Raw genomic sequence first — 21,104 nt, 5'->3', positions numbered from 1 at the left:
GAAGACGTGAATAACTGTCATCCTGATGACCTCAGGCTGTCATCGTTAGCCGCTACCCGGTGGCGTGCTCTTGAGAGGGCACACTCAATCCGAGTGTCAGCGGTCGTTGCGCCCGCCGGGACGCCTCGGCGCATGGCTGGTCAGCAGGGGCAAGCATGCTAGAATCTCATCATTGCTCGCGCATGTAGCGTTATTCCTTTTCGTTCTTACCAAAGTGGAGGAAATGTTTGGGAATGCGCGACAGGCTCGTTATTCTATAAAACTAAATCACATATAAATGCTGTCGCTTATGCCTGATTCGTTGCTGTCATGTGCTCGCTGCGTGTGGGACGGTGGATGACGTCTGCACTTCGACACATGCCCTGCCCGCATAAGTCTGCCACCATCGAGGATTTCCGATGCGCCATTCACGTTCACTTGCTGCCGTCTTCTCTGCCACTGCTCTCAAGGGCACCGTGATGGCGGCGGCATTGGGGGCTGCTGCCATGGGCAGCCTGGCCGCTCACGCCGACACCCTGAAGGTCGGCATGTCCGGGGGCTACTTCCCGTTCACCTTCGTCAAGCAGGACAAGCTGCAGGGCTTTGAGGTGGATGTCCTGAATGCCGTGGGCGAGATCACCGGCGACGATGTCGAATTCGTCACCATGAGCTTCTCCGGTCTGATCGGTGCACTGGAAGCGGGTCGTATCGATACCGTGGCCAACCAGATCACCATCACCGATGCGCGCAAGGCCAAGTTCGCCTTCACCCAGCCGTACGTCTATGACGGGGCGCAGGTGGTCAAGCGTCGTGGCAATGACGAGATCACCGGCGTCGAGTCCCTCAAGGGGCACAGCGTGGCGGTCAATCTGGGGTCCAACTACGAAGCGCTGATGAAGGAGCTGCCGTACGCCGACCAGATCGACATCAAGACCTATGAATCCAACATCGAGCAGGACACCGCCCTGGGCCGTGTCGATGCCTTCGTGATGGACCGCGTCAGCGCAAGCCAGGTGATCCAGAAGACACCGTTGCCGCTGGAGCTGGCAGGCACACCGTTCTCACGTCTCGAGAACGCGCTGCCGTTCCGCAAGGATGCCGAGGGTGAAGCCAAGCGTGACGCGGTGGATGCCGCGCTGACCGAGCTCAAGGAAAATGGTCGTCTGGCCGAGATTTCCAACAAGTGGTTCGGCAATGACATCACCACGCCTTGAACATTGACGGGCGCGCCCTGATACAGGGGGCACCCGTGGACGAGCCTGACGCATGACGGTGTGTCACGTGCAGGCGCGTCAATCGATGTCGTGAGCAAACGGGGTGACGGCACAACCGTCACCCCGTTGCCGTGATGATGCTCCACGTGTCGCCGGGTTATTGCCGTCATCACGTCGATGGGCGTCTTCCGTGAGACTCTCAGCCAAGCCCTCAGCCTGTCCGGATAACGAATGGATACTCTCAATATCGATTACATGCTTGGCCTGCTGCCGGTCATGCTCAAATACCTGCCACTGACACTCAAGATGGCCTGTATCGGCATGGTGGCCGCGCTGGTACTGGCCTCGCTGTTGGCGGTAGTGCGGGTGCTGAAGGTGCCGGTGCTCAACGCGCTGACCGTGGTGTTCATCTCCTTCTTCCGCGGTACGCCGCTGCTGGTGCAGCTGTTCCTGTTCTACTACGGCCTGCCGCAGGTGATGTCGTTCCTCACCCAGATCGATGGCGTGACCGCGACGATTCTGGGCCTGACGCTGCACTTCTCGGCCTACATGGCCGAGTCGATCCGTGCGGCCATCGTCGGCGTCGATCGCAGCCAGACCGAGGCGGCGCTGTCCATCGGCATGACCAATGTCCAGTTGATGCGTCGCATCGTGCTGCCACAGGCAGCCCGTGTGGCGGCTCCCACGCTGATGAACTACTTCGTGGACATGATCAAGTCCACGTCGCTGGCCTTCACGCTGGGGGTGACCGAACTGATGGGCGCGACCCAGAAGGAAGCGGCCAGCAGCTTCCTGTACTTTGAATCCTTCATCATGGTGGCCATCGTCTACTGGGTGATGGTGGAAGGGCTGTCCTTCGTGCAGCGCTGGATGGAGAAACGTCTCAACAAGGCCTATCAGCGATGATTGCAGTCAGAAATCTGATCAAGAAATTCGGCGGGCAGGCCGTGCTCGATGGCATCACGCTGGAAGTGAAGCAGGGCGAGATCATCGTCGTCATCGGCCCGTCGGGTACCGGCAAGTCCACCTTGCTGCGTTGCATCAACTTCCTGGAACAACCCGATGACGGGGAAATCCAGATCGGCGAGCACAAGGTCGCGGCCACACGCGCCAGTCGTCATGACATTCTTGCCCTGCGTCGTAACAGCGCCTTCGTGTTCCAGAACTATGCGCTGTTTGCCAACAAGACGGCGCTTGAGAACATTGCCGAGGGCCTGATCGTCGTCAATGGCTGGCCCAAGGCCAAGGCGCATCAACGCGCCCGCGAGATTCTCGAGCGCATCGGCATGAGCGAGAAGGCGGATGCCTTCCCGGCGGCGCTTTCCGGTGGACAGCAGCAGCGGATCGGCATCGGGCGTGCCATGGCGGCCCAGGCCGAGGTCATCCTGTTCGATGAGCCGACCTCGGCGCTCGACCCGGAATGGGTCGACGAAGTGCTGGAGCTGATGAAGCAGCTGGCGGTGGAGCGTCAGACCATGATCGTGGTCACCCATGAGATGCAGTTTGCGCGGGAAGTCGCTGACCGCGTCATCTTCATGGAAGGCGGGCGTATCGTCGAGCAGGGGCCACCGAGTCAGCTGTTCAGCGCGCCGAAGGATGACCGCACCCGCGCCTTCCTGCGCAAGGTGCTCGATGAAGTCCCGCCGCAGGGAGCGGCAGGTATCTGAGCGGCTGCCATCTCAAGGGCAACCCTCATCACGACGGCCCACCTGCCTGCGCAGGTGGGCCGTCGTGGTTGGTGAGGCCCGTCGTGATTGATGGCGAGCATCGTGATTGCCCGGACGCATCGCGGGGATGCGCCCGGGGCAGGAGAGGGCGGCGACTAGCTGCGTCGCGGCATGCTGTGCACCCTGGCCACCGCATCATCGAGAGCCAGGGCCACACGCTCTTCCAGCAGCTCCTGTTCGGCAGGGGTCATGTAGAAGGCCATGTCCACATCATGACGGATGTAGCGCGGTGCCAGCTGATTGAGCGCGATGCAGGCGACATCCTCGCGGCTGTCGCCATCCATGCCGCTGGCCGTGGCATGCAGGCGTATGCCATCGAACACCAGCTGCTCCATGTAATTGTGGACGCCCATCGACTGTGGGCTCCCCTGGGTCGAGCAAGACGTTGCGTGCTGTCCGTGCATGATGAGTCTCCCTTGTGACGTGACGAAGGCGGTCATTGCCTGCTGTCGAAAGGCCGGTCTCCTGTGCCCGTCCGACAGGCAGAGCCTCAGCCCGACAACAGACGCGCTTCTGCCTCTTCAATATGATCAGCCAGCCCGGACAATACCAGCGTATCGCCACACGCGAGACGAAGATCACCCGTGGGCTCCTCGATGCAGTCCCCGTTGGCGCGCACGATGCGGGAGATCAGGATACCGCTGCGCTCCGGCAGGGAGATTTCGTCCAGTCGGCGCTCACAGGCCCAGGTGCTCTCGGTCAGGGTCACGGGATGGCGTCTCAGCAGCGGGTTGCCACGCTTGTCGGTCAGCTGGGACTGCTGGCCGTGGAAGTAGCCATGCAGCAGACTGTAGCGGGCCTCGCGGGCTTTCTGGATCGAGCGCGCCACACGGCGAAATGGCACCTCGAGATTGACCAGCACATGCGAGACCAGCATCAATGAGCCTTCCAGTACCTCCGGGATCACCTCGGTCGCGCCGGCGGCCTTGTAGGTGTCCAGGTCGGCATCATCCTGGGTGCGCACCAGCACCTTGAGCTCGGGGAGCTTCAGCGGCTGGATGGCATGCAGGATGGCCAGTGCATGCGGCAGCTGGTTGACGGTGATCACCACCTGGCGGGCGCGCTCGATGCCCAGTGCGCGCAGAATGTCCTGACGCTGGGCATCACCGAAGACCACCGGTTCACCCGCGCTGGCGGCTTCATGCACGCGGATGGGGTCGGCATCGATGGCGATCCACTGGAGCTTCTCCTGGGTCAGGAAGCGCCCGACCGTCTGACCGACACGCCCGAAGCCGCACACGATGACGTGGTCATGCAGCGGGGCCGTGGCCTCGCTCAACTGCGCCGTGGTGTGCGGATTTTCCTGGGTGGGGGTATGTGAGCGGCAGGCACGTTGCGACAGATGCTGGTTGTGACGAATGAGCGAGGGCGTGACGACCAGCGAGCCGATGATGATCGCCACCACCAGTCCCACGGTATCGGTGTCCATCAGCTGTTGTTGACTGGCCAGTGCCAGCAGGGCAAACCCGAACTCTCCGCCCTGTGACAGCACCAGGCCGGTGCGCATGGCCGAATCCAGTGGTCGTCCGGAGAGTCTGGCAAGCCCCGTGATCAACAGTGCCTTGGTGGTCAGCAGGCAGATCACGCCGATCACCACCCAGTACCATTGTGCCAGCAGGACATGCGGGTCGAGCAGCATGCCGACCGAGACGAAGAACAGGCCCAGCAGGATGTCCCGGAACGGGCGGATGTCCGCCTCAATCTGATGCCGGTAATGGCTTTCACCGAGCATCATGCCCGCCAGGAAGGCGCCGAGCGCCATCGAAAGGTGCAGGCTGTGGGTCAGCCAGGCCGAGAACAGGGCCACCAGCAATACGGTGAGCACGAACAGCTCTTCCGAGCGTGAGCGCGCGACTTCCTGAAAGACCAGTGGCAGCACCCATTTGCCGATGGCCATCATCACCACCACCAGGCCGATGCCCTTGGCCAGCATCACGCCCAGATCGCTGAGCAGCTGGCTGCCATCACCCGCCATGGCCGGAATCAGGATCAGGAACAGCAGGGCGGCAAGGTCCTGAAACAGCAACACTCCCACCGCGGCATGGCCGTGGGGGCTGTCCAGCTCGTTCCAGCGCGCCAGCTCCCGCGTCACGATGGCCGTGGAAGAAAGTCCCAGTGCGCCTGCCGCGACCAGCGCCGCGGCAGGGGTCAGCCCCAGTGCGCAGCCCAGCGCCCAGAAGAGTCCGCTGCAGACCACCACCTGGGAGGCTCCCAGTCCGAAGACGGTGGTCTTGAGGGCTCGCATGCGGGGCATCGAGAATTCCAATCCCAGCGAGAACAACAGAAAGACCAGGCCGAACTCCGACAGAAAGGCCAGCTCTTCCGGACGGCCTATCCAGCCTGCCAGATGCGGGCCGACCAGAAAGCCCACCGCCAGATAGGCCAGTACCGGTGGCAGGTGCAGGCGTCGGAACAGCGCCGCCGCGACCACCGAGGCCCCCAGCAGGATCATCACGTCATTGAACAGGCTATCTGCCATCTGGCCCTCCTGGCCTTCCAAGCGTATGAACGGGATAATACCGTGAACGCATCATGCATGAATTGACGGAGGTGTCATGAACCCGACCGAAATACCCCAGGACGGCGAACTCGCCGGCAACGCGCATGACGAATTGCGTGACCTGCTGGCACGCCTGGAAGCGACGATGAAGGCGGCGGATCTGTGGCGCATGGAGACACCGACCCCAGAGGCCTTCATGAGCGTGGAGCCCTTCTGCGTGGACCGCATGGACATGGGCCAGTGGCTGCGTTTCGTGTTCATCGCGCGTCTCGAGGCACTGTGTGACTCACGTGGCAGCTTCCCGGTGAAGTGTGACGTGGCGCCTGCCATCGAGGCCTGGTTGAAGGATGCGCGTCCGGAGCGCCGCGTGGCGATGACGGAAGTCGTGCGCGAGATCGATACGCTGATCACCGACAACTGAGTCGTCGCGGTTCACACGGGAGACGGGTATGCCGTACTACTTCGCCTACGGAAGCAACATGAATCCGGCGCGTGTCGCGGCACGCATCGGTGATACGCGTCGTGCCCTGCATGGCTGGCTGGAGGAGCATCGGCTGAGTTTCGACAAGGCGTCGCGTGTTCCGGGGATCGCACATGCCAATGTGCAACCGGCGCGGGGCGAGCGTGTCGAAGGGGTGCTCTACGAGCTGCGCGACCCTGAGCAGATCACCCTGATGGACCCCTACGAGGGGCGCCCACATGAATATGAGCGCTTTCGTCATGCCATCGTGACACGTGACGGTGTCATCGAGGCCTGGGTGTACATCGCCTTGCCGGAGCGCACTAGTCAGGGACTCAAGCCGGCCCGTGAGTATCTCGAGCACCTGCTGGGCGGGCGTGACTTCCTGACCCCGGACTATTTCACGGCATTGGCAGACGTGGAAGCGGTGCATTCGCTGGATGATGACACGCTCGCACGGCTGGGGCTGTCACGCAGCACGCCGCGCTGAGACGCCAGAGACGACAGCCGTGACGAAAAAAGCCCGCCCCTCATCACGAGGGGCGGGCTTTTTCATGGCAACGCCCTGGCAACATCATGCCACCAAGGGAGGGCCGAGGGGCGCTCAGCGTTGCTCGGTCAGTACCGGGTCCAGATTCGTCTGGTCACGACGGCTGGTCAGCATGCCGATGATCAGGCCCGCCAGTGCAGGTGCCAGCCAGCCCAGATTCATGGAGGCCAGCGGCAGCAGCGGCTCGATGCGGTGCGAGATGGCCATCAGGGAATCGATGCCACTGGCTTCGAAGCCATCGAGCAGGCTGACCAGCAGGGTCAGGCCCAGGCTCCAGGCGAACACGCGTGGCGCATCATGCAGGCGCGGGCGCAGGTAGGAGAGCAGCGTCAGCACGAGTACCAGCGGATAGAGCGTGACCAGCACCGGAATCGAGACGCTGATCAGGGTCGAGAGGCCCAGGTTGGCGATCAACGCCGAGGCCACGGCCATCACGATCACCAGCAGACGGTAGGGCACGCTCGGCAGCAAGCGATGGAAGAACTCGCCGCAGGAGGTCAGCAGGCCCACCGCGGTGGTCAGACACGCCAGAGTGATGACCAGCGCCAGAATCAGCTTGCCGGCATCGCCGAACAAGGCCTCGACGTAGACCGGAATCAGTTCGCCCTTGGCGGCTTCCGTCACCAGAGCATGGCTGGTGGCGCCCATGTAGGTCAGCGGCAGATAGACGGCGGCCAGACAGATCGCGGCGATCGCGCCGGCCCACAGGGTGTAGCGCGTCACGTCAGCGGTGGCGGTGATGCCACGCGCCTTGATCGCCGAGACGATCAGGATGCCGAACACCATCGAGGCCAGCGCATCCATGGTCAGGTAGCCCTGCTGGAAGCCGGTCATGAAGGGCGCTTCGGCCCACTCGGGGCTCACCGGGCCCAGCGGTCCCTGCGGGTCGATGATGGTGAACAGCGCGATCAGTGCCAGCAGCGCGATCAACAGCGGAGTCAGCCACTTGCCGACCACGTCCATCAGCTTGCCGGGGCTCAGGGCGATCAGGGTGGCAATGCCGAAGAACACCACCGAGTGCAATGCCAGGCCTGACTCGGGCGTCATGTCGATGAACGGACGCATGCCCATCTCGAAGGCGACGGTGCCGGTACGCGGGATGGCGAACATCGGCCCGATGGACAGATAGATGGCGACGCCGAAGGCCGCTGCCGCCCACTTGGGCAGCGGGGAGGTGATCTTGTCGAGCCCGCCGCCGATCACGGCGACCGCGACGATTCCGGCCAGCGGCATGCCGACACCGGTGGCCAGAAAGCCGAGTGCGGCTGGCCAGAACTCGGCTCCTGCGCCCTGACCTACCTGAGGCGGGAAGATGATGTTGCCAGCGCCAAGGAAGAGCGCAAATGTCATGAAGCCCAGCGCCACGATATCGAGGCTGGAAAGTCGTGTTTTCAAGATGACGTCCTACGGATTCAGCGGATGCGTTGCGGCAGCAGGATGTCGGAGTCGACACGCTGCCGGGAAGCCGTTGGCCAGCGACAGGGGTGAGGTCACCAGCAGACTCGGGCTCGCGGGGTAGTGCGAAGCCCGCGTCTCATGGCGAGAAACAGGCCAACCTGTGAGTCGCCTGAATCTGACGCGGCGCATTATCGTTGATTTCACGCATCAAGACAAAGTGAGTACTCCCTCCCGAGCAGTCCGCTTGCCGGTCTGATCGCGACGTGAACCGTCAGGTGGGGGAAGTCGGGGGCAGCGGGATGAAGTGAGGCCATCCATCCGGCACCACGAATACCCGCCATTGAGAGGGGGTGTCGTGTCGCGAGTCCAAGGGCCGGCGCGGCGCGCGTTCCAGCCATAGCTGACGCGGATGCTGAGGCGGCGCCTGCCGGGGAGTGCCCGTTGGCGGGTTCGCTTCCCCGTCAGAGGGCGCGAAATAGTCCTCGAGCCAGAGTTGCAGCTCGCGCCACCCGGTCAGTGATTGCGCAGGGGGAGGGGCCAGCCAGGCGGGCTTTTCCCTGAGACAGCCCAGCAGCGGCGCGGTATCCATCGCGGTACTGTCGAGGCTCTGGCAGAAGGCGGCAAACTGGCTCACGGGGACCCACCAGCCCGCCTGCGCCGCGCTTGAAGGATGGCAGTGACGCGGTGGCGGCAGCTGCTCATCGGCAGGTGTCTCCGGCTGCCAGGGGCGAAACAGACCGCCGGGCATGGCCAGGCATTGGCCCGCGAGCCACCCGGGGGCCGAGTCTCCCGTCGCCTCGGCGGCGTCGCTCACGGGTAGGCCAAGCGCCTGACGAATCGTCTGTTGCCCCCGCTCGCTGAGCGCCAGTGGCAGCTGGTGCGCAAGACTGCGTCGCGTCTTGATGGCGAGACTGTCGGCGCCGCCCGGGCCGATCCAGCGCTCCAGGCCATCCGCCGGCCCCGGACCTTGTGGCAATCCCAGATAGAACTTGATCGCGACTTCCAGGTGGGTGGGGGTCGTATCGCCTGCCGCCAGATACAGCATGTCGAGCTCGCCCAGCGTGATCTTGCCTTCCATGATCCTGAGATTGTGGGCCAACAGTCGGCTGCCCGGGGCGTGGGCCAGTACGAACCGCCACAGCAGCTCGTGATAGAGACCGAGCCGATGGTGGCGACGCTCATCCACCGCGGATTCCAGTGCCTCGGGGGCCTGCTCAAGCTCGCTCAGCCAGCGATGGCGAGTGATGTCGTCGCCCAGTCCCAACGCCTCGAGAGTCGGGCGCTGATAAGGGAGCAGTGTCAGCAGGTCCGGGGCACTCAACAGCCAGGCGATATCCCTGACGCGCGGATGCGTATAGCGCTCGCATTCGCCACGCAGGGTCTGCCCGGCAGTCTTTGGCCAGCGGGTGGGAGGGGCCTGCAAAGGCGCGTCATTGTCAGGAATGGGTGGCGGGTTGGGCATGTCGCCAGTGTAACGCTCACTCACCCACGCGGCCATTCGTGCCAGAGGGACCCGCGACCTCTGCTGACTGCGTTGGCGAGGGCATCGTCTTTGAGGATTGATTCCTCATGAGAACCAACCCGTGATGGTCAGGCCGGTACTCCACGCGCTGCACGTCTCTCGGCGTGTTCAACAAAGAATGTACGCAACATGCAGACAAGATGCAGGCAATGTGCGCGTGTCTCTTGAGGTCTGAATGCCCCCTTGTCACCTGACCAGGACGGAGCCGTCATCTGACGAGCACGCCTAGGCAGCGTGCTTGAGCCAGGGCCCCCGGCGATGGTGGAAGCGACCTTCGGCGTACCCGGTGGGTGAGGAACAATTCGGGCGACCGGGGTGAGCAATCCTCTGCTCTGCAAGGGAGTTATCCGGCTTCCTGTCGCTGGTCGACAGAAAAATAAACGCATTATTTCTCTTTCTGCTGCATCCAGTCTCAAGGCCTTGGCGTATGTCTCATCAGAACATGACGACACACTTCACCGCTGGCAACATGTTCTCCCGAGGGGAGTCTCGAGACGGGGGCTTCTCTCGAGCACCGAAGGATTCTGCCAGGGCAAGGCATCAGTCAGATGGCTGGCTCGGCACGGAATCAGGAAGTTTCTGCGCCATTATGGTTGTACAAGAGTTGTCCGCGACTCTGACAAGAATTTTCGATCTCGAGGGGCGCGCGGAAGAGGCTGGCCCCGGAATCGACAGCCCACCGCGAGTTTGTTGCTCAAGGCGAAACAGTGAGCTTCCAATGGCACGGCTAGTTAGAAAGCGGAATAAAGATTAGTCTGTTAATTATCGAAGCGAAGCACGACCCACAGTCAACGGAGGACGGAGCCCGGACAGGGGCTACTCGCCAGATCCTTCACTCGCTGACAACGACTTCACGCGGAATCATCCGCTACCCAGGACCAGGAGATAGACCATGAAGAACACCACACTGAAGACATTGATCGCCGCCGCCGTCATCGCCACTGCCAGCACGTCCGCCCTTGCCGCTGATGACAGCCCTGCCGCTCTGCGCGTCCAGAATGCGCTGAACAGCCAGCAGATCATCGGCCAGTCCCAGCCGGCAGCCACCAGCCAGCAGAGCTTCGCGGAGACTGGAATGAGCGTTGCCGCCGGACGTGTCGAGCAATCACTCAATGCCGAGCACATTCGTGGCCAGCAGACCGCTGCCGTATCCCGGGCCAATGACACCGTTTCCGAGCAGGGCAAGAGTGTCGCAGCCAGCCGAGTCCAGCAGAGCATCAGCGACAACGCCTGAGCCGACGCAACGCTGAGTCGTCAACGGGTCGCAAGACACGGCCTCTCGGCGCGTCGCTCTCAAGCACTCTGTCTTTCCCTACCTCTTTCGTCAGTGTCATTTCCAGGAGTCACATCATGAAGACCTTCAATGCCCTCATCGCCGCCGCCGTTCTCTCCGTCACCACCGCAGGCGTTGCCAACGCTGATAGCGTTGCCGACCAGCAGGTCCGCGCCACCATCAGCGAATCCGTGATCCACGGTCAGGCCCAGCAGGCAGCGACTCAGCCGCTGCACCTCAACGACGCCGGCAAGAGTGTTGCGGCCAGTCGTGTCGAGCAGGCGCTGAACAACCAGAGCGTCAATGGTCAGCAGGCGCAGATCACTCGTGATTCCCGCGAGTACGTCAATGATGCCGGCAAGAGCGTTTCCGCTACCCGCGTCCAGCATGCCCTGAGCGAAAGCGTCTGAGGACAGGGGATCGCATTGGTGGATGGTCTTGGCTACCGCCACCGGGTGGGTCGTCTCTGCGCATGGTATGTGCTGGATGTCGACAAGGTACTGGAGGATTTTCTTGAGTCTTCGTGAGGCATTCTTGCCAAAATTTACGCCGGTTGGATGCTGATATCTGCGATGTATCATTGGACAGATTTGAGACGATTTCTGGGGCGCAAGGCGTGATAGGCGCTCAAGAATGACAAGCCAGTCAGCCCTCGCAAGGAAGGATGATTCATCTGGATAATTGCAGATATTTCCCGCGTTTTTCGTGAAGATTCATCGCCAGTTCATGGTGAGAGTGTCATGATGAGTCACGGTGATTAAACGTTGTTGACTGCCGAGCGGCATGCCGGAAATGTCGAGGCCGGATGCCATGATATCGATCAAGTGGAGACGCATGATGGTGCGCGGAAAACTCAAGAAGGTGGCAGGTTCAGTGTTGTTGGGTATCGGCCTGATGTCGGGGAATGCGATGGCGGATGATGTCGTCGATAAGCCCAAGGTGCTCATCTTCGATGTCAATGAAACGCTGTTGGACCTGACCTCGATGCGCAGTTCGGTCGGTGAGGCACTGGGGGGAAGAGAAGACCTGCTGCCCCTGTGGTTCTCGACCATGCTGCATTACTCCCTGGTGTCTACCGTGACCCGGGACTATCACGACTTCGGGCAGATCGGTGTCGCCTCGTTGCTGGTGGTCGCGCAGAACAACGGTGTCGAACTGACGGATGAGCAGGCGAAGAAGGCCATCATCACACCGTTGCTGACACTCCCGCCTCACCCTGATGTCAAGGAAGGTCTGGCCAGGCTCAAGGCCGAAGGCTACAAGATCGTCAGTCTGACCAACTCGTCCAACAAGGGCGTCAAGGCCCAGTTCGAGAACGCGGGACTGCTGCCGTATTTTGATGCTCGCTACAGCATTGAAGATATCCAGATCTACAAGCCGGACCTGCGTTCCTATGAGTGGGTGCTGGACAAGCTCGATGTCGAACCTGAAGAAGCCATGATGGTCGCTGCACATGGTTGGGATGTCGCGGGTGCCAAGGAAGCGGGCTTGCAGACCACCTTCATCGCCCGCCCGGGCAAGGCACTCTTCCCGCTGTCAAAGGCGCCGGATCATGTCGTGAAGGATGTGAACGAACTGGCCGACATCCTGGAGTAATTTCCTTGATTGGCGGGGGCTGTCGAGATCCTGTCACCCTGAAGTCCGCGGTATCGGTGGGGCTGGCGAATCTCCTTTGACAGAAATCATATCCTGTCAATCGGGAGGCTGCCGGTCCCATCGCCTGGCAGATTCATCGTGAATACTCCGCAAGTATTCTGGCGATATTGTCGAGATTTCGTGATGGTGGTTCGCTGTCATGCGCTGTCATGCGCTGTATTTCGTTGATGTAGATCGATGGTGCATGATGATGGAATGGCGCGCTGGCAGGTCGCATCGAGATGGCGTGACAGTCCTCAGGCGATCTCGAGAAGGATGCTTCTCAGAAAGACCCAGAGTGCTTGAGAAAGTCCCCCCGCAGGCACGGTTTCTCAAGCGCTTTCCTGTCCTGGGTGTCGCTGTCCCGACATTCATTGCCCGCCCGATTGGCGGGTTTTTTTATGTCTCGCGTCCAGAGGCAGTGTCATGGTGAGGGCGCGCCAGAAGAGGGGGAGCACAGGTCGAGCAGGCGTGCTGCATCGCGCGGTCGGGCTCTGAATGAGGGGAGCGCAGGTGGCAGAAGGCAATGTCAATGGTAGGCTGGGCGGAATTCCCCTTTTCCAGACAGGAGCGCAGAGATGAACGACGCATCACCCCAGCATGGCCACCGTAGTCCGCAGATCATCGAGCCTCAGGGCCAGGCGGATGCCTGTGTCATCTGGTTGCATGGGCTGGGGGCGGACGGCAGTGATTTCGTGCCCGTGGTGCCGGCGCTGGGATTGCCGGCGGATCACGGCGTGCGTTTCGTCTTCCCGCACGCGCGTGAGCTGGCCGTGACCGTCAATGGCGGCATGCGCATGCCGGCCTGGTACGACATTCTCGAGATGAATCTTGGGCGGCGTGTCGATGAAGTGCAGCTGCGCGAGTCCGCGGCTTACGTGCATGCCTTGATCGAGGAGCAGGTCGCGCAGGGGATCGCCAGTGAGCGCATCCTGCTGGCAGGCTTTTCTCAGGGCGGTGCCGTGGTCTACGAGGCGGCGTTGAGCTGTGAGCGGCCGTTGGGTGGGTTGCTGGCGCTCTCCACCTATTTCGCCACCAGCGCGACCATCACGCCATCAGCCGCCAATCAGGGGCTGGCCATCAGTGTCCATCACGGCACCCAGGATGACATCGTGCCGCTGGCACTGGGGGAGGCTGGCGCCGAGAGTGCTCGCGCCCTCGGGCATCCGCTTGAATGGCAGACCTGGCCGATGGCGCACGCCGTGTGTCTCGAGGAGATCGAGGCGATCGGCGAATGGTTCACGGCACGCCTGCTGGCCTGATCGGCTGCCAGTCCCACAACGCCGCTGACGGAGTGATTCGTCAGCGGCGTTTTCATGTGCCGGCAGCGCGGGTCACGTTCAGCAGCGATAGCGATAGGCGAGATGTTCATCCTTGCGCGGGCCGGTGATGCGCCAGTCGAGGTCGAAGCCGCAGGGCTTGTCATCCGCATCGCGCACGATGACGAGGGTGGCGGAATAGAGGTCATCGATGCACAGATGTGCCTCGCGGCTGATGAAGTGGTCACCATCGCCTGCGGGAGCCTCGATCAGATCGAACAGGAAGACCGCCGCATCGCGGCCGCGGCGCTCATGGCTCAGTGACAGGGCCGTGCCATCGGGGCTCAGTCGCCAGCGATAGCGATTGCGGAACGTGACACTGCTGGCCTGGCCCTTCAGTCGGAACTGCCCCTGTTCATTGAAGAGGATGTCCCACGAGTCTTCCGCCCCAGTCCTGCCGGCCCCATCAGGCATCTCCTTCTCGAGGCGCACTTCACCGCTGCCATGGCCGGACCAGGCGTTGCGTGAGGCAGGCCCTGAGCGTGACGAAAATTCCAGGTGGCGTATCTGCTCAAGCAGCGCGTGGAGGGTTACAATGCCTGTCAACTTTCTCTGCCTAACGGGTTTACTCGTCATGTCCTACCTGATCGGTGTCACGGCCCTGTGGGCCTTCTCGTTTTCCCTGATCGGCGTCTACCTGTCCGGTCAGGTCGATAGCTATCTGGCCGTGCTGACACGCATCGTGCTGGCCAGCCTGATCTTTGCTCCCTTTCTGCGCCCACGGGCGATCAGTGGCCGCATCCGCTGGCAGCTGATGGCCATCGGTGCGGTGCAGCTGGGGCTGATGTACATCTTCTTCTACCGCTCCTTCCTGCTGTTGCCCGTCCCGGAAGTGCTGCTGTTCACGATCTTCACGCCCATCTACATCACCCTCCTGGATGACATGATGAAACGTCGGCTGTCGCCATTCTACCTGCTCACGGCGATGGTGGCGGTCATCGGTGCGGCGATCATTCGCTACGACGGGGTCACCGAGGGCTTCTGGCTCGGCTTTGCCGTCGTTCAGGGGGCCAATCTGTGCTTTGCCATCGGCCAGGTCGCCTATCGTCATCTCTCGCCCCAGCTGCCTGAAGGTGTCGCGCACCGTCATGTGTTCGGCTGGTTCTATCTTGGCGCCCTGGCGCTGGTGGTCGTGATGTTCCTGCTGTTCGGCAATACCGACAAGCTGCCCTCGCAGCCGGTGCACTTCGTGGTGCTGGGCTGGTTGGGCATCGTGGCGTCCGGGATGGGCTACTTCCTGTGGAACAAGGGAGCGACGCGCGTCGATGCCGGTACCCTGGCGATCATGAACAATGCGCTGGTACCGGCGGGACTGCTGGTCAATCTGCTGATCTGGAATCGCGACGCGGACCTGCCGCGTCTCGCGCTGGGCGGGGCGGTCATCGTGCTGGCGCTGTTGATCAATCAGTTCTGGGCGCGCCAGCGTGAGCAGCGCGCGCGTGAGGCGCAGAGCGTTCGCTAGGCATCGGCTCCGTGCAGCGCGTTGCGCAGGGTCGTGGTCAATCGTGCGAGGGTCTCATCGTTCTGCAGTTGGGCCGCATTGAGGCGCAGGCCGGGACTGACCGCCTTGAACAGGTAGCCGGGCAGAGTGGCGATGCCAGCCTCGAGCAGCTCGCGGTGCAGGCGGGAAAGGGCCGCGCCATCCAGTCCCGGCAGGCCGCACCACTGCAGATAGCCACCATTGACACCGGGCAGCCAGACGCCATCGCCGAGAGCAGAGGCAAGCGTCTCGCGCAGCAGTTGCAGGCGCTTCGCGTAGCAGCGGCGCATGCGGTGGACATGGCGCCCGTAATCGCCGCTGGCGATCAGTTCCGCGAGGGCGGCGTGCATCCATGGCATGTCGCCCATGCCATCGGCCCAGCGTGCGCGAATCAGCCCCTGCATGCCCAGCTCGGCGTCAGGCGTCACGCTTTCGGGCCGTGGGAGCCACACCCAGCCACAGCGTGCTCGCGGGTCGAGCGTCTTGGACAGCGAGCCCACCGTGATCACGCCGGGTGCCTGTTCCGGTGATATTGTCTGTCCCAGTAGCGTTGTCTGCGCCGGTGACGGTGCCTGGCGCTGATGGAGGTCCATCAGCCAGGGCAGACGGGTGTCGAAGCTCAGTTCCGCGAAGGTGGCATTCTCGATGATCTGTACCCCGTGGCGTTGGGCCAGCTTGAGCAGGCGATCTCGATCCGTCAGGCTCAGCTGGCCACCCAGCGGGTTGTGGCAATCCGGTGAGACGATCAGCGCGTCGAGGGCGGCCTTGCCGTGTCGGTGCCCGGCCGTGGGCGGCATCTCTGGCCGCGTCTTGCCTGCACACGTCTGCCGCCTGTCCATCTGCCTTGCCTCTCCTTCCTCCAGCAGTCTGGCCAATGCCTCGATATCCAGTCCGCTTCCAGCATGTGTCGGCAGGGCAATGGCTTCGTGACCAGTGGCTTCCACCGCCGCAAGCACACCGAAATAGCCGGGGGCCTCGATGCCGATGCGACAGCGTCCCCGGCTTGCGCGCCATTGTCGGAGAATCAGCGACATGCCTTGCTGAGCCCCCTGACACAGCAACAGGGTGTCACCGTGACAGTGATGGCCATGGTGGCTGAGGTGAGAGGCAATGGCCTCGCGCAGGGCGGGGGAGCCCGGGGGCAGCGCGTAGGCGCTGGGGGATTCGGCGTGATGCTTGAGCTTCTGGCGCACCAGCCGATAGAGGCGCCGCACGGCGGGCGCATCCAGCTCGGGATGCGCCGCGCCCAGCGGGGCCAGCGCCGGGTCGCTGGCATGAGCCATGGCCTGCCAGGCCGGGTCATCGATGGCCAGTGACGGAGTGGCAAGAGGGGTGCAGCGTGACGGGGCGGCGTCGTGATCGCGGCTGGCAGAAGAGGGAGGCGCCGCTGCGGCCGCGACCTGAAATCCCCGGCGCGGGACAGCCACGAGGAAGCCGGCGGATTCCAGCTCGCCATAGGCGCGGATCACGCTGTTGAGTCCCAGCCCTGACAGGGCCGCCTGGCGGCGCAATGAGGGCAGCCGTTGTCCGGGGACGAGTTGCCCCGTCGCCATCTCGGCTTTCAAGCGCGTCGCCAGTTGTTGGTAGCGCGGCGCTGATGGGAGGTCTTGAGTGCCACTCATGCGGACTGTATCCCCTGAAAAAGCCATTCTCTGTATCTTGTATCCCCTGGTACCTTCGCGGCAAGCTCATGTCACATCACGCCGGCGATGCCTGACGCGCTCGGTGTGAGCGCTCCTCGGGACAGTGAGGTCCCGTCTCTCGTGCTCTGGAGTCAATCTGATGTGGATGCCGCTGACCTTCGTCTTCCTGTTCGCCACCGGGTTCATCGCCGCACGTTTCGGAACCCTGGATGCTGAGCCTTTCACGCTGCTGCTGGTGCGTAGCCTGCTGGTACTGCCGGTGCTGGGGCTGATCCTGTGGATACGCCGCAAGCCGCGCCAATGGGGGCAGCGCCATGACAAGCTGGCTCAGATGGGCATCGGCATGCTGTTGCACGGCGCCTATCTGGGTGGCGTGTTCGCGGCGGTCAAGGCCGGGCTGCCTGCGGGGCTGACGGCCTTGCTGGTCAGCCTGCACCCTCTGGTGACGGCGGCGCTGTCACTGCCGCTGTTCGGTATCCGTCTGGGTGCCAGGCAGTGGCTGGGACTGGGGTGTGGCGCGATTGGCGTCAGTCTGGTGCTGGGGGCGGGCGTGCTTCATGGGGCAGGCGCCGCAAGCGCCACGCTCGAGTGGCCGATGATCGGCCTGCTGTGGTGTCTGGTGGCGCTCATCGGCGTGTCCAGCTCGACGCTGTGGCAGAAGCGTGTCGGTGGTCGGATGGGGCTGGTGGAGGGGCTGGTATTCCAGTATCTGGGAGCGGGCTGTGTCTTCCTCATCGCAGCCAGCAGCGTAGGTAGCTTCGCCTTCGACCCGACGCCTCGTCTGCTGCTGACCCTCGCCTGGCTGGTGATCGCCATCTCGGTGGGTGCCATCTGGTTGCTGATGCTGATGCTCGAACGTGGCGAGGCCCACCAGGTCGCACGTACCTTCTTCCTGGTGCCACCGTGTGCCGCGCTGATGGCCTGGTGGCTGTTCGATGAGCAGTGGACCGCCTTGATGGTGGTGGGAGCGGCGCTGGTCGTGCTGGGACTGGTGCTGGATCGCCCCCGTCCGGGCAAGGTAGCCAGGGCGCCGGCTGACGACACGTCGCCGTCAGCGCCCGAGACGTCGGCACCGAGCAGCGGGCAGGCCGCCTCGCGCTGATTCGCCCTGAAAGCACAACGCCCCGCCGGCCCGTGATGGGCTGGCGGGGCGTTGTCGTCTGTGGCCAGTCAGATGCGCGACTCAGAAGCGATAGCTGATACCGGCCATGGTCACGATCGGGTCGATCTCGACCTTGTCGTTGACGCTGCCCGCCACGGTGACATCGGAATCGATATCCAGATACCAGGCAGCGACGTTGGCCGCCCAATGCTCATTGATGACCAGGTCGACACCGATCTGTGCGGCCGCGCCCCAGCTGTCATCCATCTCGAGCTTGGTGCCGTCATCGAGGGTTTCATCGGAGAAGTGGGTGTAATTGACGCCTGCACCGATGTACGGCTGGATGCGGGAGTCGCGTCCACCGAGGGGGTAGTACTGCAGTGTCAGGGTCGGTGGCAGATGATCGACGGAGCCGGCCTTCTGGCCATTCAGCGAGATGTCATGCTCGAAATTCTGCGCGGCCAGCAGCTCGATCCCCAGGGTATCGGTGAAGCGATACCCCAGAGTGAAGGCGAAGGCGCTGTCATCATCGACGTCCACGTCGGCACCGATGGCATCGATGCGACCGTTGTCGCTCTTAGGCGAGACCTTGGCGACACCCGCACGCGTCCAGAACTGGCCGGCACCATAATCGAGGTTCTCGAGGCCTGAGTCAGTCGACGAGAACGGCGCAGCGACAGCCGACGTGGCAGTCAGCGTGAGTGCGGCCGTGATCGCCGCCATGCGCAGCGGGCGCGAAGAGGACCGGCAGAAGGAGAAGGGCAAGAAGGACTGTGCGGCTGACATGTTCGCTCCCGAAGTGACAGGGGGTGAGAAAGGAGATGTCAGTCTAGGAGCTCATGTCGACGAAAAATTGATCCATGACAAGGGTTTGCCGTCATGTACGACAAGGGTCCGTCACACTTGATTCAAATCAAGTTCCGTCTGTCTCGCCGACTGTCCGCGCATGCAAGAACGCCGCAGGCCCTGAGGCCTGCGGCGTTCTTGTGCGTCGTCAATGAGGCAAGGGGATCACCCCTGATGCGTCATGGCTCGGCGCGGCTCGTCAGTGCGTGTTTCAGCACTTAGAAGCGGTAGGTGACACCGGCACCGACGGTGACCGGGTCCAGCTCGGTGTCGTTCACGTCCTGGCCGTTGATCTTGGTGTCGGCCTTGACGTCAGCGTAACGAGCGAAGCCATTGACGGCCCAGGATTCGTTGATGTTGAGGTCAACACCCAGCTCGGCAGCAGCGCCGTAGCTGTCGTCGATGTCCATGCTCTGGCCACCGGCAGACTCACCGGAGAAGTGGGTGTAGTTCAGGCCGACGCCAGCGTAAGGCTGAACGCGAGCTTCGGTACCGCCCAGCGGGTAGTACTGCAGCATCAGGTTGATCGGCATCTGATCGAAGCCACCGTCGCTGTTTTTCCAGTCGGTGCTGAATGCTTCAGTGGACTGCAGGGCAACTGCCAGGTTGTCGTGGAACATGTAGCCCACGGAGCCGGCGAAACCGGATTCATCCTTGGCGATCAGGCCATTGCCGTTGTTGCTCTTGCCGTCGACCTTGGCAACGCCGCCGCGCAGGAAGATGTCGCCCTTGCCGTAGGCCAGTGCAGATTGTGCACCCATTGCCATGGTGCCGGCGATGACGGTAGCAGTCAGGATCTTGATGGTTTTCATGTGATGTTCTCCTTGAAGCTTGTGGCCTCGGGGGCTTCCTGTCGGCGGTGCCTGGCGAACTCGGGGAATGTACCGAGTGTGGCAAGGCTGCCTTGTTCAGGGGACGAGATGAACTATAAAAAACACTGTTCTTTTTGGCAAGCATTTTTTTAGAACAATGTTTGAAAACATATTTGACGTCTTGTTAGCGGATGTTACCGATTATTTCAGAAAAGGTGCATGTCTCGAGGATGAGACTGGAGGTGGCGCAGGACAGCGACAGGGCCGTTCATTTTCACGACAGATTCATGAGACGTTGGTCGTAGGCGGCTCGTGAGGTGAGCGCATGCTACGCAATGCGTGATGCGCCCACCAGTGTGGGATTTCAGCGACGCTTGCGCTGGGCACGTGCTTCAAGCTCGTTGAGCCATCGACTGACCTCGTCACTCTGCGCGGGACAGTCGAGGTAGACGGCCAGAAACTCTCGCCACTCCGCTGCCTGCCAGGCCTTGAGGCGGCGCCACAACACGTAGAGGTCGCGCTGGCACTCGTGACGGCGCAGCACGAAGCGTCGGGTCTTCTCCAGGTCGATGATGACGGCATCCATCTGTTCCTGCATGGCGCTGGCACCGTCGGCGGCGGGCTGTGGGCGGCTGAGGAACAGATGCTTGGGGAACAGGCAGCCGTGCATCATGCCGGCTTGATGAATCTGTCGCACGAGACGCGCGCTGGCAGTGATGACTTGCGTGCGTCGGGTATCGTCCAGCGCCGTCCAGCGTGCATGCCAGTGGTCCAGATCATCGCGGCCGTCGAGATCGAAGGTGATCAGGATGGCGCGCCACTCCTTGCCGGTGCGGCGCTCGCCATACCAGCCGGCATCCACCGAAGGAATGCCCAGCGCGTGATAGTGGCGGATGGCACGCCACTCGCGCGAGAAGGTCGGCTCGCCCAGTGGGCGTGACAGGCTGCGGCCCAGATGGTTGGTCTGGCGCTTGAGGTAGAGGCGATGTGTCTGGCCCTGCTCGTCCTCGAGAGTGAGCAGCGAGACCGTCGATATGCCTCCGCGCTCACGGTTAGGGGCATCGACGTCCTGGGCGGCCACGTGCCACAGGGCCTCGAATCGGTTCAGGCCGTGGTAATCCAGCAGATTCCCCAGGGCGGGGTCACAGTAGTCGGCATGGCCACGGGGCGCCGTGGCACGTGGGCCCCGAGAGGCGCTGGACAGGGAGTGGCGGGAAAAGGAGGTCATGGCAAGTTCACGAGCGAAAGAGGGGAGGTGGGTCACGGGCAATCCCTGCCGCAGGACCCAGCGATGGATCGCCCTATGATAGTTAGCCTGCTGGTGAAGTGATAGTCGCTGATCGGCAACTCCTGTGTCTGCGCATTCAACACGCGTCGCAGGATTGTCCGAGCCGTGCATGGCTGCTGTCGTGCAGGCCCGTGCTCTGTGGCGTGTGGTGGAAGGTCGCAGGTGTCGTGCAGGTGCGCGAGGAGAGCGTTGAGAGGCCGCTGGCGGTCCACTGCGCGCCAGCCCAGCAATGATGCGGGCCATGGACGTTTCCGCTGTCAGCTCATGGGCTTGCGATCCCCGCAGGCGGCGCTTGCCGGAGTGCGGCTGCGACAACCTGTCATCTGGAGCCTGTCGCGAGAGGGCAGAGAATGTCC

At 62.7% G+C, this 21,104-nt stretch carries 20 protein-coding genes; 11 read left to right on the top strand and 9 right to left on the bottom strand.

Annotation, left to right across the window (positions count from 1 at the left end):
• Positions 1 to 458: 458 nt before the first annotated feature.
• The 3 genes from HXS66_RS01390 (at position 459) to HXS66_RS01380 (ending at position 2,860) form a co-directional block, all read left to right on the top strand.
• Positions 459 to 1,193 carry an amino acid ABC transporter substrate-binding protein gene (locus HXS66_RS01390; protein ID WP_103751385.1) on the top strand — a complete coding sequence of 245 codons (735 nt, stop codon included), beginning with the start codon at positions 459 to 461 and terminating at the stop codon, positions 1,191 to 1,193.
• Between the two features lie 231 nt (positions 1,194 to 1,424).
• Positions 1,425 to 2,099, top strand: coding sequence for an amino acid ABC transporter permease (locus HXS66_RS01385; RefSeq protein ID WP_077372544.1), 675 nt, complete (start codon positions 1,425 to 1,427; stop codon positions 2,097 to 2,099).
• Positions 2,096 to 2,860, top strand: coding sequence for an amino acid ABC transporter ATP-binding protein (locus HXS66_RS01380; protein ID WP_077372546.1), 765 nt, complete (start codon positions 2,096 to 2,098; stop codon positions 2,858 to 2,860). The genes HXS66_RS01385 and HXS66_RS01380 overlap by 4 nt, the downstream gene beginning before the upstream one ends.
• 155 nt (positions 2,861 to 3,015) lie before the next feature.
• On the opposite strand, the gene HXS66_RS01375 is transcribed toward HXS66_RS01380, so the two are convergent.
• Positions 3,016 to 3,273: a late competence development ComFB family protein gene (locus HXS66_RS01375; protein ID WP_084209043.1), complete on the bottom strand. Its 258-nt coding sequence runs from the start codon at positions 3,271 to 3,273 to the stop codon at positions 3,016 to 3,018.
• A 137-nt stretch (positions 3,274 to 3,410) separates the two neighbouring features.
• A complete protein-coding gene (locus tag HXS66_RS01370) occupies positions 3,411 to 5,399 on the bottom strand; it encodes a cation:proton antiporter (protein WP_176502706.1) in 1,989 nt (662 codons plus the stop codon).
• 76 nt (positions 5,400 to 5,475) lie between these two features.
• Here HXS66_RS01370 and HXS66_RS01365 point away from each other — a divergent pair, with 76 nt between their 5' ends.
• Positions 5,476 to 5,841, top strand: coding sequence for a YqcC family protein (locus HXS66_RS01365; RefSeq protein WP_176502705.1), 366 nt, complete (start codon positions 5,476 to 5,478; stop codon positions 5,839 to 5,841).
• A 28-nt stretch (positions 5,842 to 5,869) separates the two neighbouring features.
• Positions 5,870 to 6,370: a gamma-glutamylcyclotransferase family protein gene (locus HXS66_RS01360; protein ID WP_084209040.1), complete on the top strand. Its 501-nt coding sequence runs from the start codon at positions 5,870 to 5,872 to the stop codon at positions 6,368 to 6,370.
• A 114-nt stretch (positions 6,371 to 6,484) separates the two neighbouring features.
• Here the strand turns inward: HXS66_RS01360 and brnQ are convergent, their stop codons facing one another.
• Both brnQ and HXS66_RS01350 read right to left on the bottom strand, forming a co-directional pair.
• Positions 6,485 to 7,825: a branched-chain amino acid transport system II carrier protein gene (gene brnQ / locus HXS66_RS01355; RefSeq protein WP_218015131.1), complete on the bottom strand. Its 1,341-nt coding sequence runs from the start codon at positions 7,823 to 7,825 to the stop codon at positions 6,485 to 6,487.
• A gap of 274 nt (positions 7,826 to 8,099) precedes the next feature.
• Positions 8,100 to 9,251: a DUF1853 family protein gene (locus tag HXS66_RS01350; RefSeq protein WP_255303035.1), complete on the bottom strand. Its 1,152-nt coding sequence runs from the start codon at positions 9,249 to 9,251 to the stop codon at positions 8,100 to 8,102.
• A gap of 991 nt (positions 9,252 to 10,242) precedes the next feature.
• On the opposite strand from HXS66_RS01350, the gene HXS66_RS01345 reads away from it, so the two are divergent.
• The 4 genes from HXS66_RS01345 (at position 10,243) to HXS66_RS01330 (ending at position 13,520) form a co-directional block, all read left to right on the top strand.
• The gene (locus HXS66_RS01345) at positions 10,243 to 10,584 is read left to right on the top strand and encodes a hypothetical protein (RefSeq protein ID WP_084209039.1); all 342 of its coding nucleotides are present in this window, start codon (positions 10,243 to 10,245) and stop codon (positions 10,582 to 10,584) included.
• A gap of 116 nt (positions 10,585 to 10,700) precedes the next feature.
• Positions 10,701 to 11,033: a hypothetical protein gene (locus tag HXS66_RS01340; protein ID WP_176502704.1), complete on the top strand. Its 333-nt coding sequence runs from the start codon at positions 10,701 to 10,703 to the stop codon at positions 11,031 to 11,033.
• 400 nt (positions 11,034 to 11,433) lie between these two features.
• Positions 11,434 to 12,219 carry a haloacid dehalogenase type II gene (locus HXS66_RS01335; RefSeq protein WP_255303034.1) on the top strand — a complete coding sequence of 262 codons (786 nt, stop codon included), beginning with the start codon at positions 11,434 to 11,436 and terminating at the stop codon, positions 12,217 to 12,219.
• Between the two features lie 617 nt (positions 12,220 to 12,836).
• Positions 12,837 to 13,520 (top strand): alpha/beta hydrolase, encoded by a 684-nt coding sequence (locus tag HXS66_RS01330; RefSeq protein ID WP_077372570.1) that lies wholly within the window; start codon positions 12,837 to 12,839, stop codon positions 13,518 to 13,520.
• Positions 13,521 to 13,598: 78 nt separating this feature from the next.
• On the opposite strand, the gene HXS66_RS01325 is transcribed toward HXS66_RS01330, so the two are convergent.
• Entirely contained in the window at positions 13,599 to 14,123 is a 525-nt protein-coding gene (locus HXS66_RS01325) for a DUF6314 family protein (RefSeq protein ID WP_176502703.1), read from the bottom strand.
• 28 nt (positions 14,124 to 14,151) lie between these two features.
• Between HXS66_RS01325 and HXS66_RS01320 the strand changes: the two genes are divergently transcribed.
• Positions 14,152 to 15,039: a carboxylate/amino acid/amine transporter gene (locus HXS66_RS01320; RefSeq protein WP_084209035.1), complete on the top strand. Its 888-nt coding sequence runs from the start codon at positions 14,152 to 14,154 to the stop codon at positions 15,037 to 15,039.
• Here the strand turns inward: HXS66_RS01320 and HXS66_RS01315 are convergent.
• Positions 15,036 to 16,679, bottom strand: a complete 1,644-nt coding sequence (locus HXS66_RS01315; RefSeq protein ID WP_176502702.1) for a PLP-dependent aminotransferase family protein — start codon at positions 16,677 to 16,679, stop codon at positions 15,036 to 15,038. The two genes, HXS66_RS01320 and HXS66_RS01315, sit on opposite strands and share 4 nt — an antisense overlap.
• Positions 16,680 to 16,839: 160 nt before the next feature.
• On the opposite strand from HXS66_RS01315, the gene HXS66_RS01310 reads away from it, so the two are divergent.
• A complete protein-coding gene (locus HXS66_RS01310) occupies positions 16,840 to 17,802 on the top strand; it encodes a DMT family transporter (protein WP_176502701.1) in 963 nt (320 codons plus the stop codon).
• An 81-nt stretch (positions 17,803 to 17,883) separates the two neighbouring features.
• Here the strand turns inward: HXS66_RS01310 and HXS66_RS01305 are convergent, their stop codons facing one another.
• The 3 genes from HXS66_RS01305 to HXS66_RS01295 all read right to left on the bottom strand — a co-directional run bounded on the left by HXS66_RS01305 (position 17,884) and on the right by HXS66_RS01295 (position 20,688).
• On the bottom strand, positions 17,884 to 18,588 hold the full coding sequence (locus HXS66_RS01305; protein WP_240499562.1) for an OmpW family protein: 705 nt from the start codon (positions 18,586 to 18,588) through the stop codon (positions 17,884 to 17,886).
• A 278-nt stretch (positions 18,589 to 18,866) separates the two neighbouring features.
• On the bottom strand, positions 18,867 to 19,460 hold the full coding sequence (locus HXS66_RS01300) for an OmpW family protein (protein ID WP_065392614.1): 594 nt from the start codon (positions 19,458 to 19,460) through the stop codon (positions 18,867 to 18,869).
• 364 nt (positions 19,461 to 19,824) lie between these two features.
• Complete coding sequence (locus HXS66_RS01295; RefSeq protein ID WP_176502700.1) at positions 19,825 to 20,688, bottom strand: lipopolysaccharide kinase InaA family protein; 864 nt, start codon at positions 20,686 to 20,688, stop codon at positions 19,825 to 19,827.
• Positions 20,689 to 21,104: the final 416 nt, after the last annotated feature.

It is taken from the genome of Cobetia sp. 5-11-6-3 (assembly GCF_013374055.1).
GTDB classification, from domain to species: domain Bacteria; phylum Pseudomonadota; class Gammaproteobacteria; order Pseudomonadales; family Halomonadaceae; genus Cobetia; species Cobetia marina.
This window is presented reverse-complemented; position numbering and strand designations above follow the sequence as displayed.

What these genes read in the sequence shown, in the direction of transcription:
- HXS66_RS01390 (WP_103751385.1), top strand. Translation starts at nt 459, where the DNA reads ATGGCGGCGGCATTGGGGGCTGCTGCCATGGGCAGCCTGGCCGCTCAC.
- HXS66_RS01385 (WP_077372544.1), top strand. Translation starts at nt 1,425, where the DNA reads ATGGATACTCTCAATATCGATTACATGCTTGGCCTGCTGCCGGTCATG.
- HXS66_RS01380 (WP_077372546.1), top strand. Translation starts at nt 2,096, where the DNA reads ATGATTGCAGTCAGAAATCTGATCAAGAAATTCGGCGGGCAGGCCGTG.
- HXS66_RS01375 (WP_084209043.1), bottom strand. Translation starts at nt 3,273, where the DNA reads ATGGGCGTCCACAATTACATGGAGCAGCTGGTGTTCGATGGCATACGC.
- HXS66_RS01370 (WP_176502706.1), bottom strand. Translation starts at nt 5,399, where the DNA reads ATGGCAGATAGCCTGTTCAATGACGTGATGATCCTGCTGGGGGCCTCG.
- HXS66_RS01365 (WP_176502705.1), top strand. Translation starts at nt 5,476, where the DNA reads ATGAACCCGACCGAAATACCCCAGGACGGCGAACTCGCCGGCAACGCG.
- HXS66_RS01360 (WP_084209040.1), top strand. Translation starts at nt 5,870, where the DNA reads ATGCCGTACTACTTCGCCTACGGAAGCAACATGAATCCGGCGCGTGTC.
- HXS66_RS01345 (WP_084209039.1), top strand. Translation starts at nt 10,243, where the DNA reads ATGAAGAACACCACACTGAAGACATTGATCGCCGCCGCCGTCATCGCC.
- HXS66_RS01340 (WP_176502704.1), top strand. Translation starts at nt 10,701, where the DNA reads ATGAAGACCTTCAATGCCCTCATCGCCGCCGCCGTTCTCTCCGTCACC.
- HXS66_RS01335 (WP_255303034.1), top strand. Translation starts at nt 11,434, where the DNA reads ATGATATCGATCAAGTGGAGACGCATGATGGTGCGCGGAAAACTCAAG.
- HXS66_RS01330 (WP_077372570.1), top strand. Translation starts at nt 12,837, where the DNA reads ATGAACGACGCATCACCCCAGCATGGCCACCGTAGTCCGCAGATCATC.
- HXS66_RS01320 (WP_084209035.1), top strand. Translation starts at nt 14,152, where the DNA reads ATGTCCTACCTGATCGGTGTCACGGCCCTGTGGGCCTTCTCGTTTTCC.
- HXS66_RS01315 (WP_176502702.1), bottom strand. Translation starts at nt 16,679, where the DNA reads ATGAGTGGCACTCAAGACCTCCCATCAGCGCCGCGCTACCAACAACTG.
- HXS66_RS01310 (WP_176502701.1), top strand. Translation starts at nt 16,840, where the DNA reads ATGTGGATGCCGCTGACCTTCGTCTTCCTGTTCGCCACCGGGTTCATC.
- HXS66_RS01305 (WP_240499562.1), bottom strand. Translation starts at nt 18,588, where the DNA reads ATGTCAGCCGCACAGTCCTTCTTGCCCTTCTCCTTCTGCCGGTCCTCT.
- HXS66_RS01300 (WP_065392614.1), bottom strand. Translation starts at nt 19,460, where the DNA reads ATGAAAACCATCAAGATCCTGACTGCTACCGTCATCGCCGGCACCATG.
- HXS66_RS01295 (WP_176502700.1), bottom strand. Translation starts at nt 20,688, where the DNA reads ATGACCTCCTTTTCCCGCCACTCCCTGTCCAGCGCCTCTCGGGGCCCA.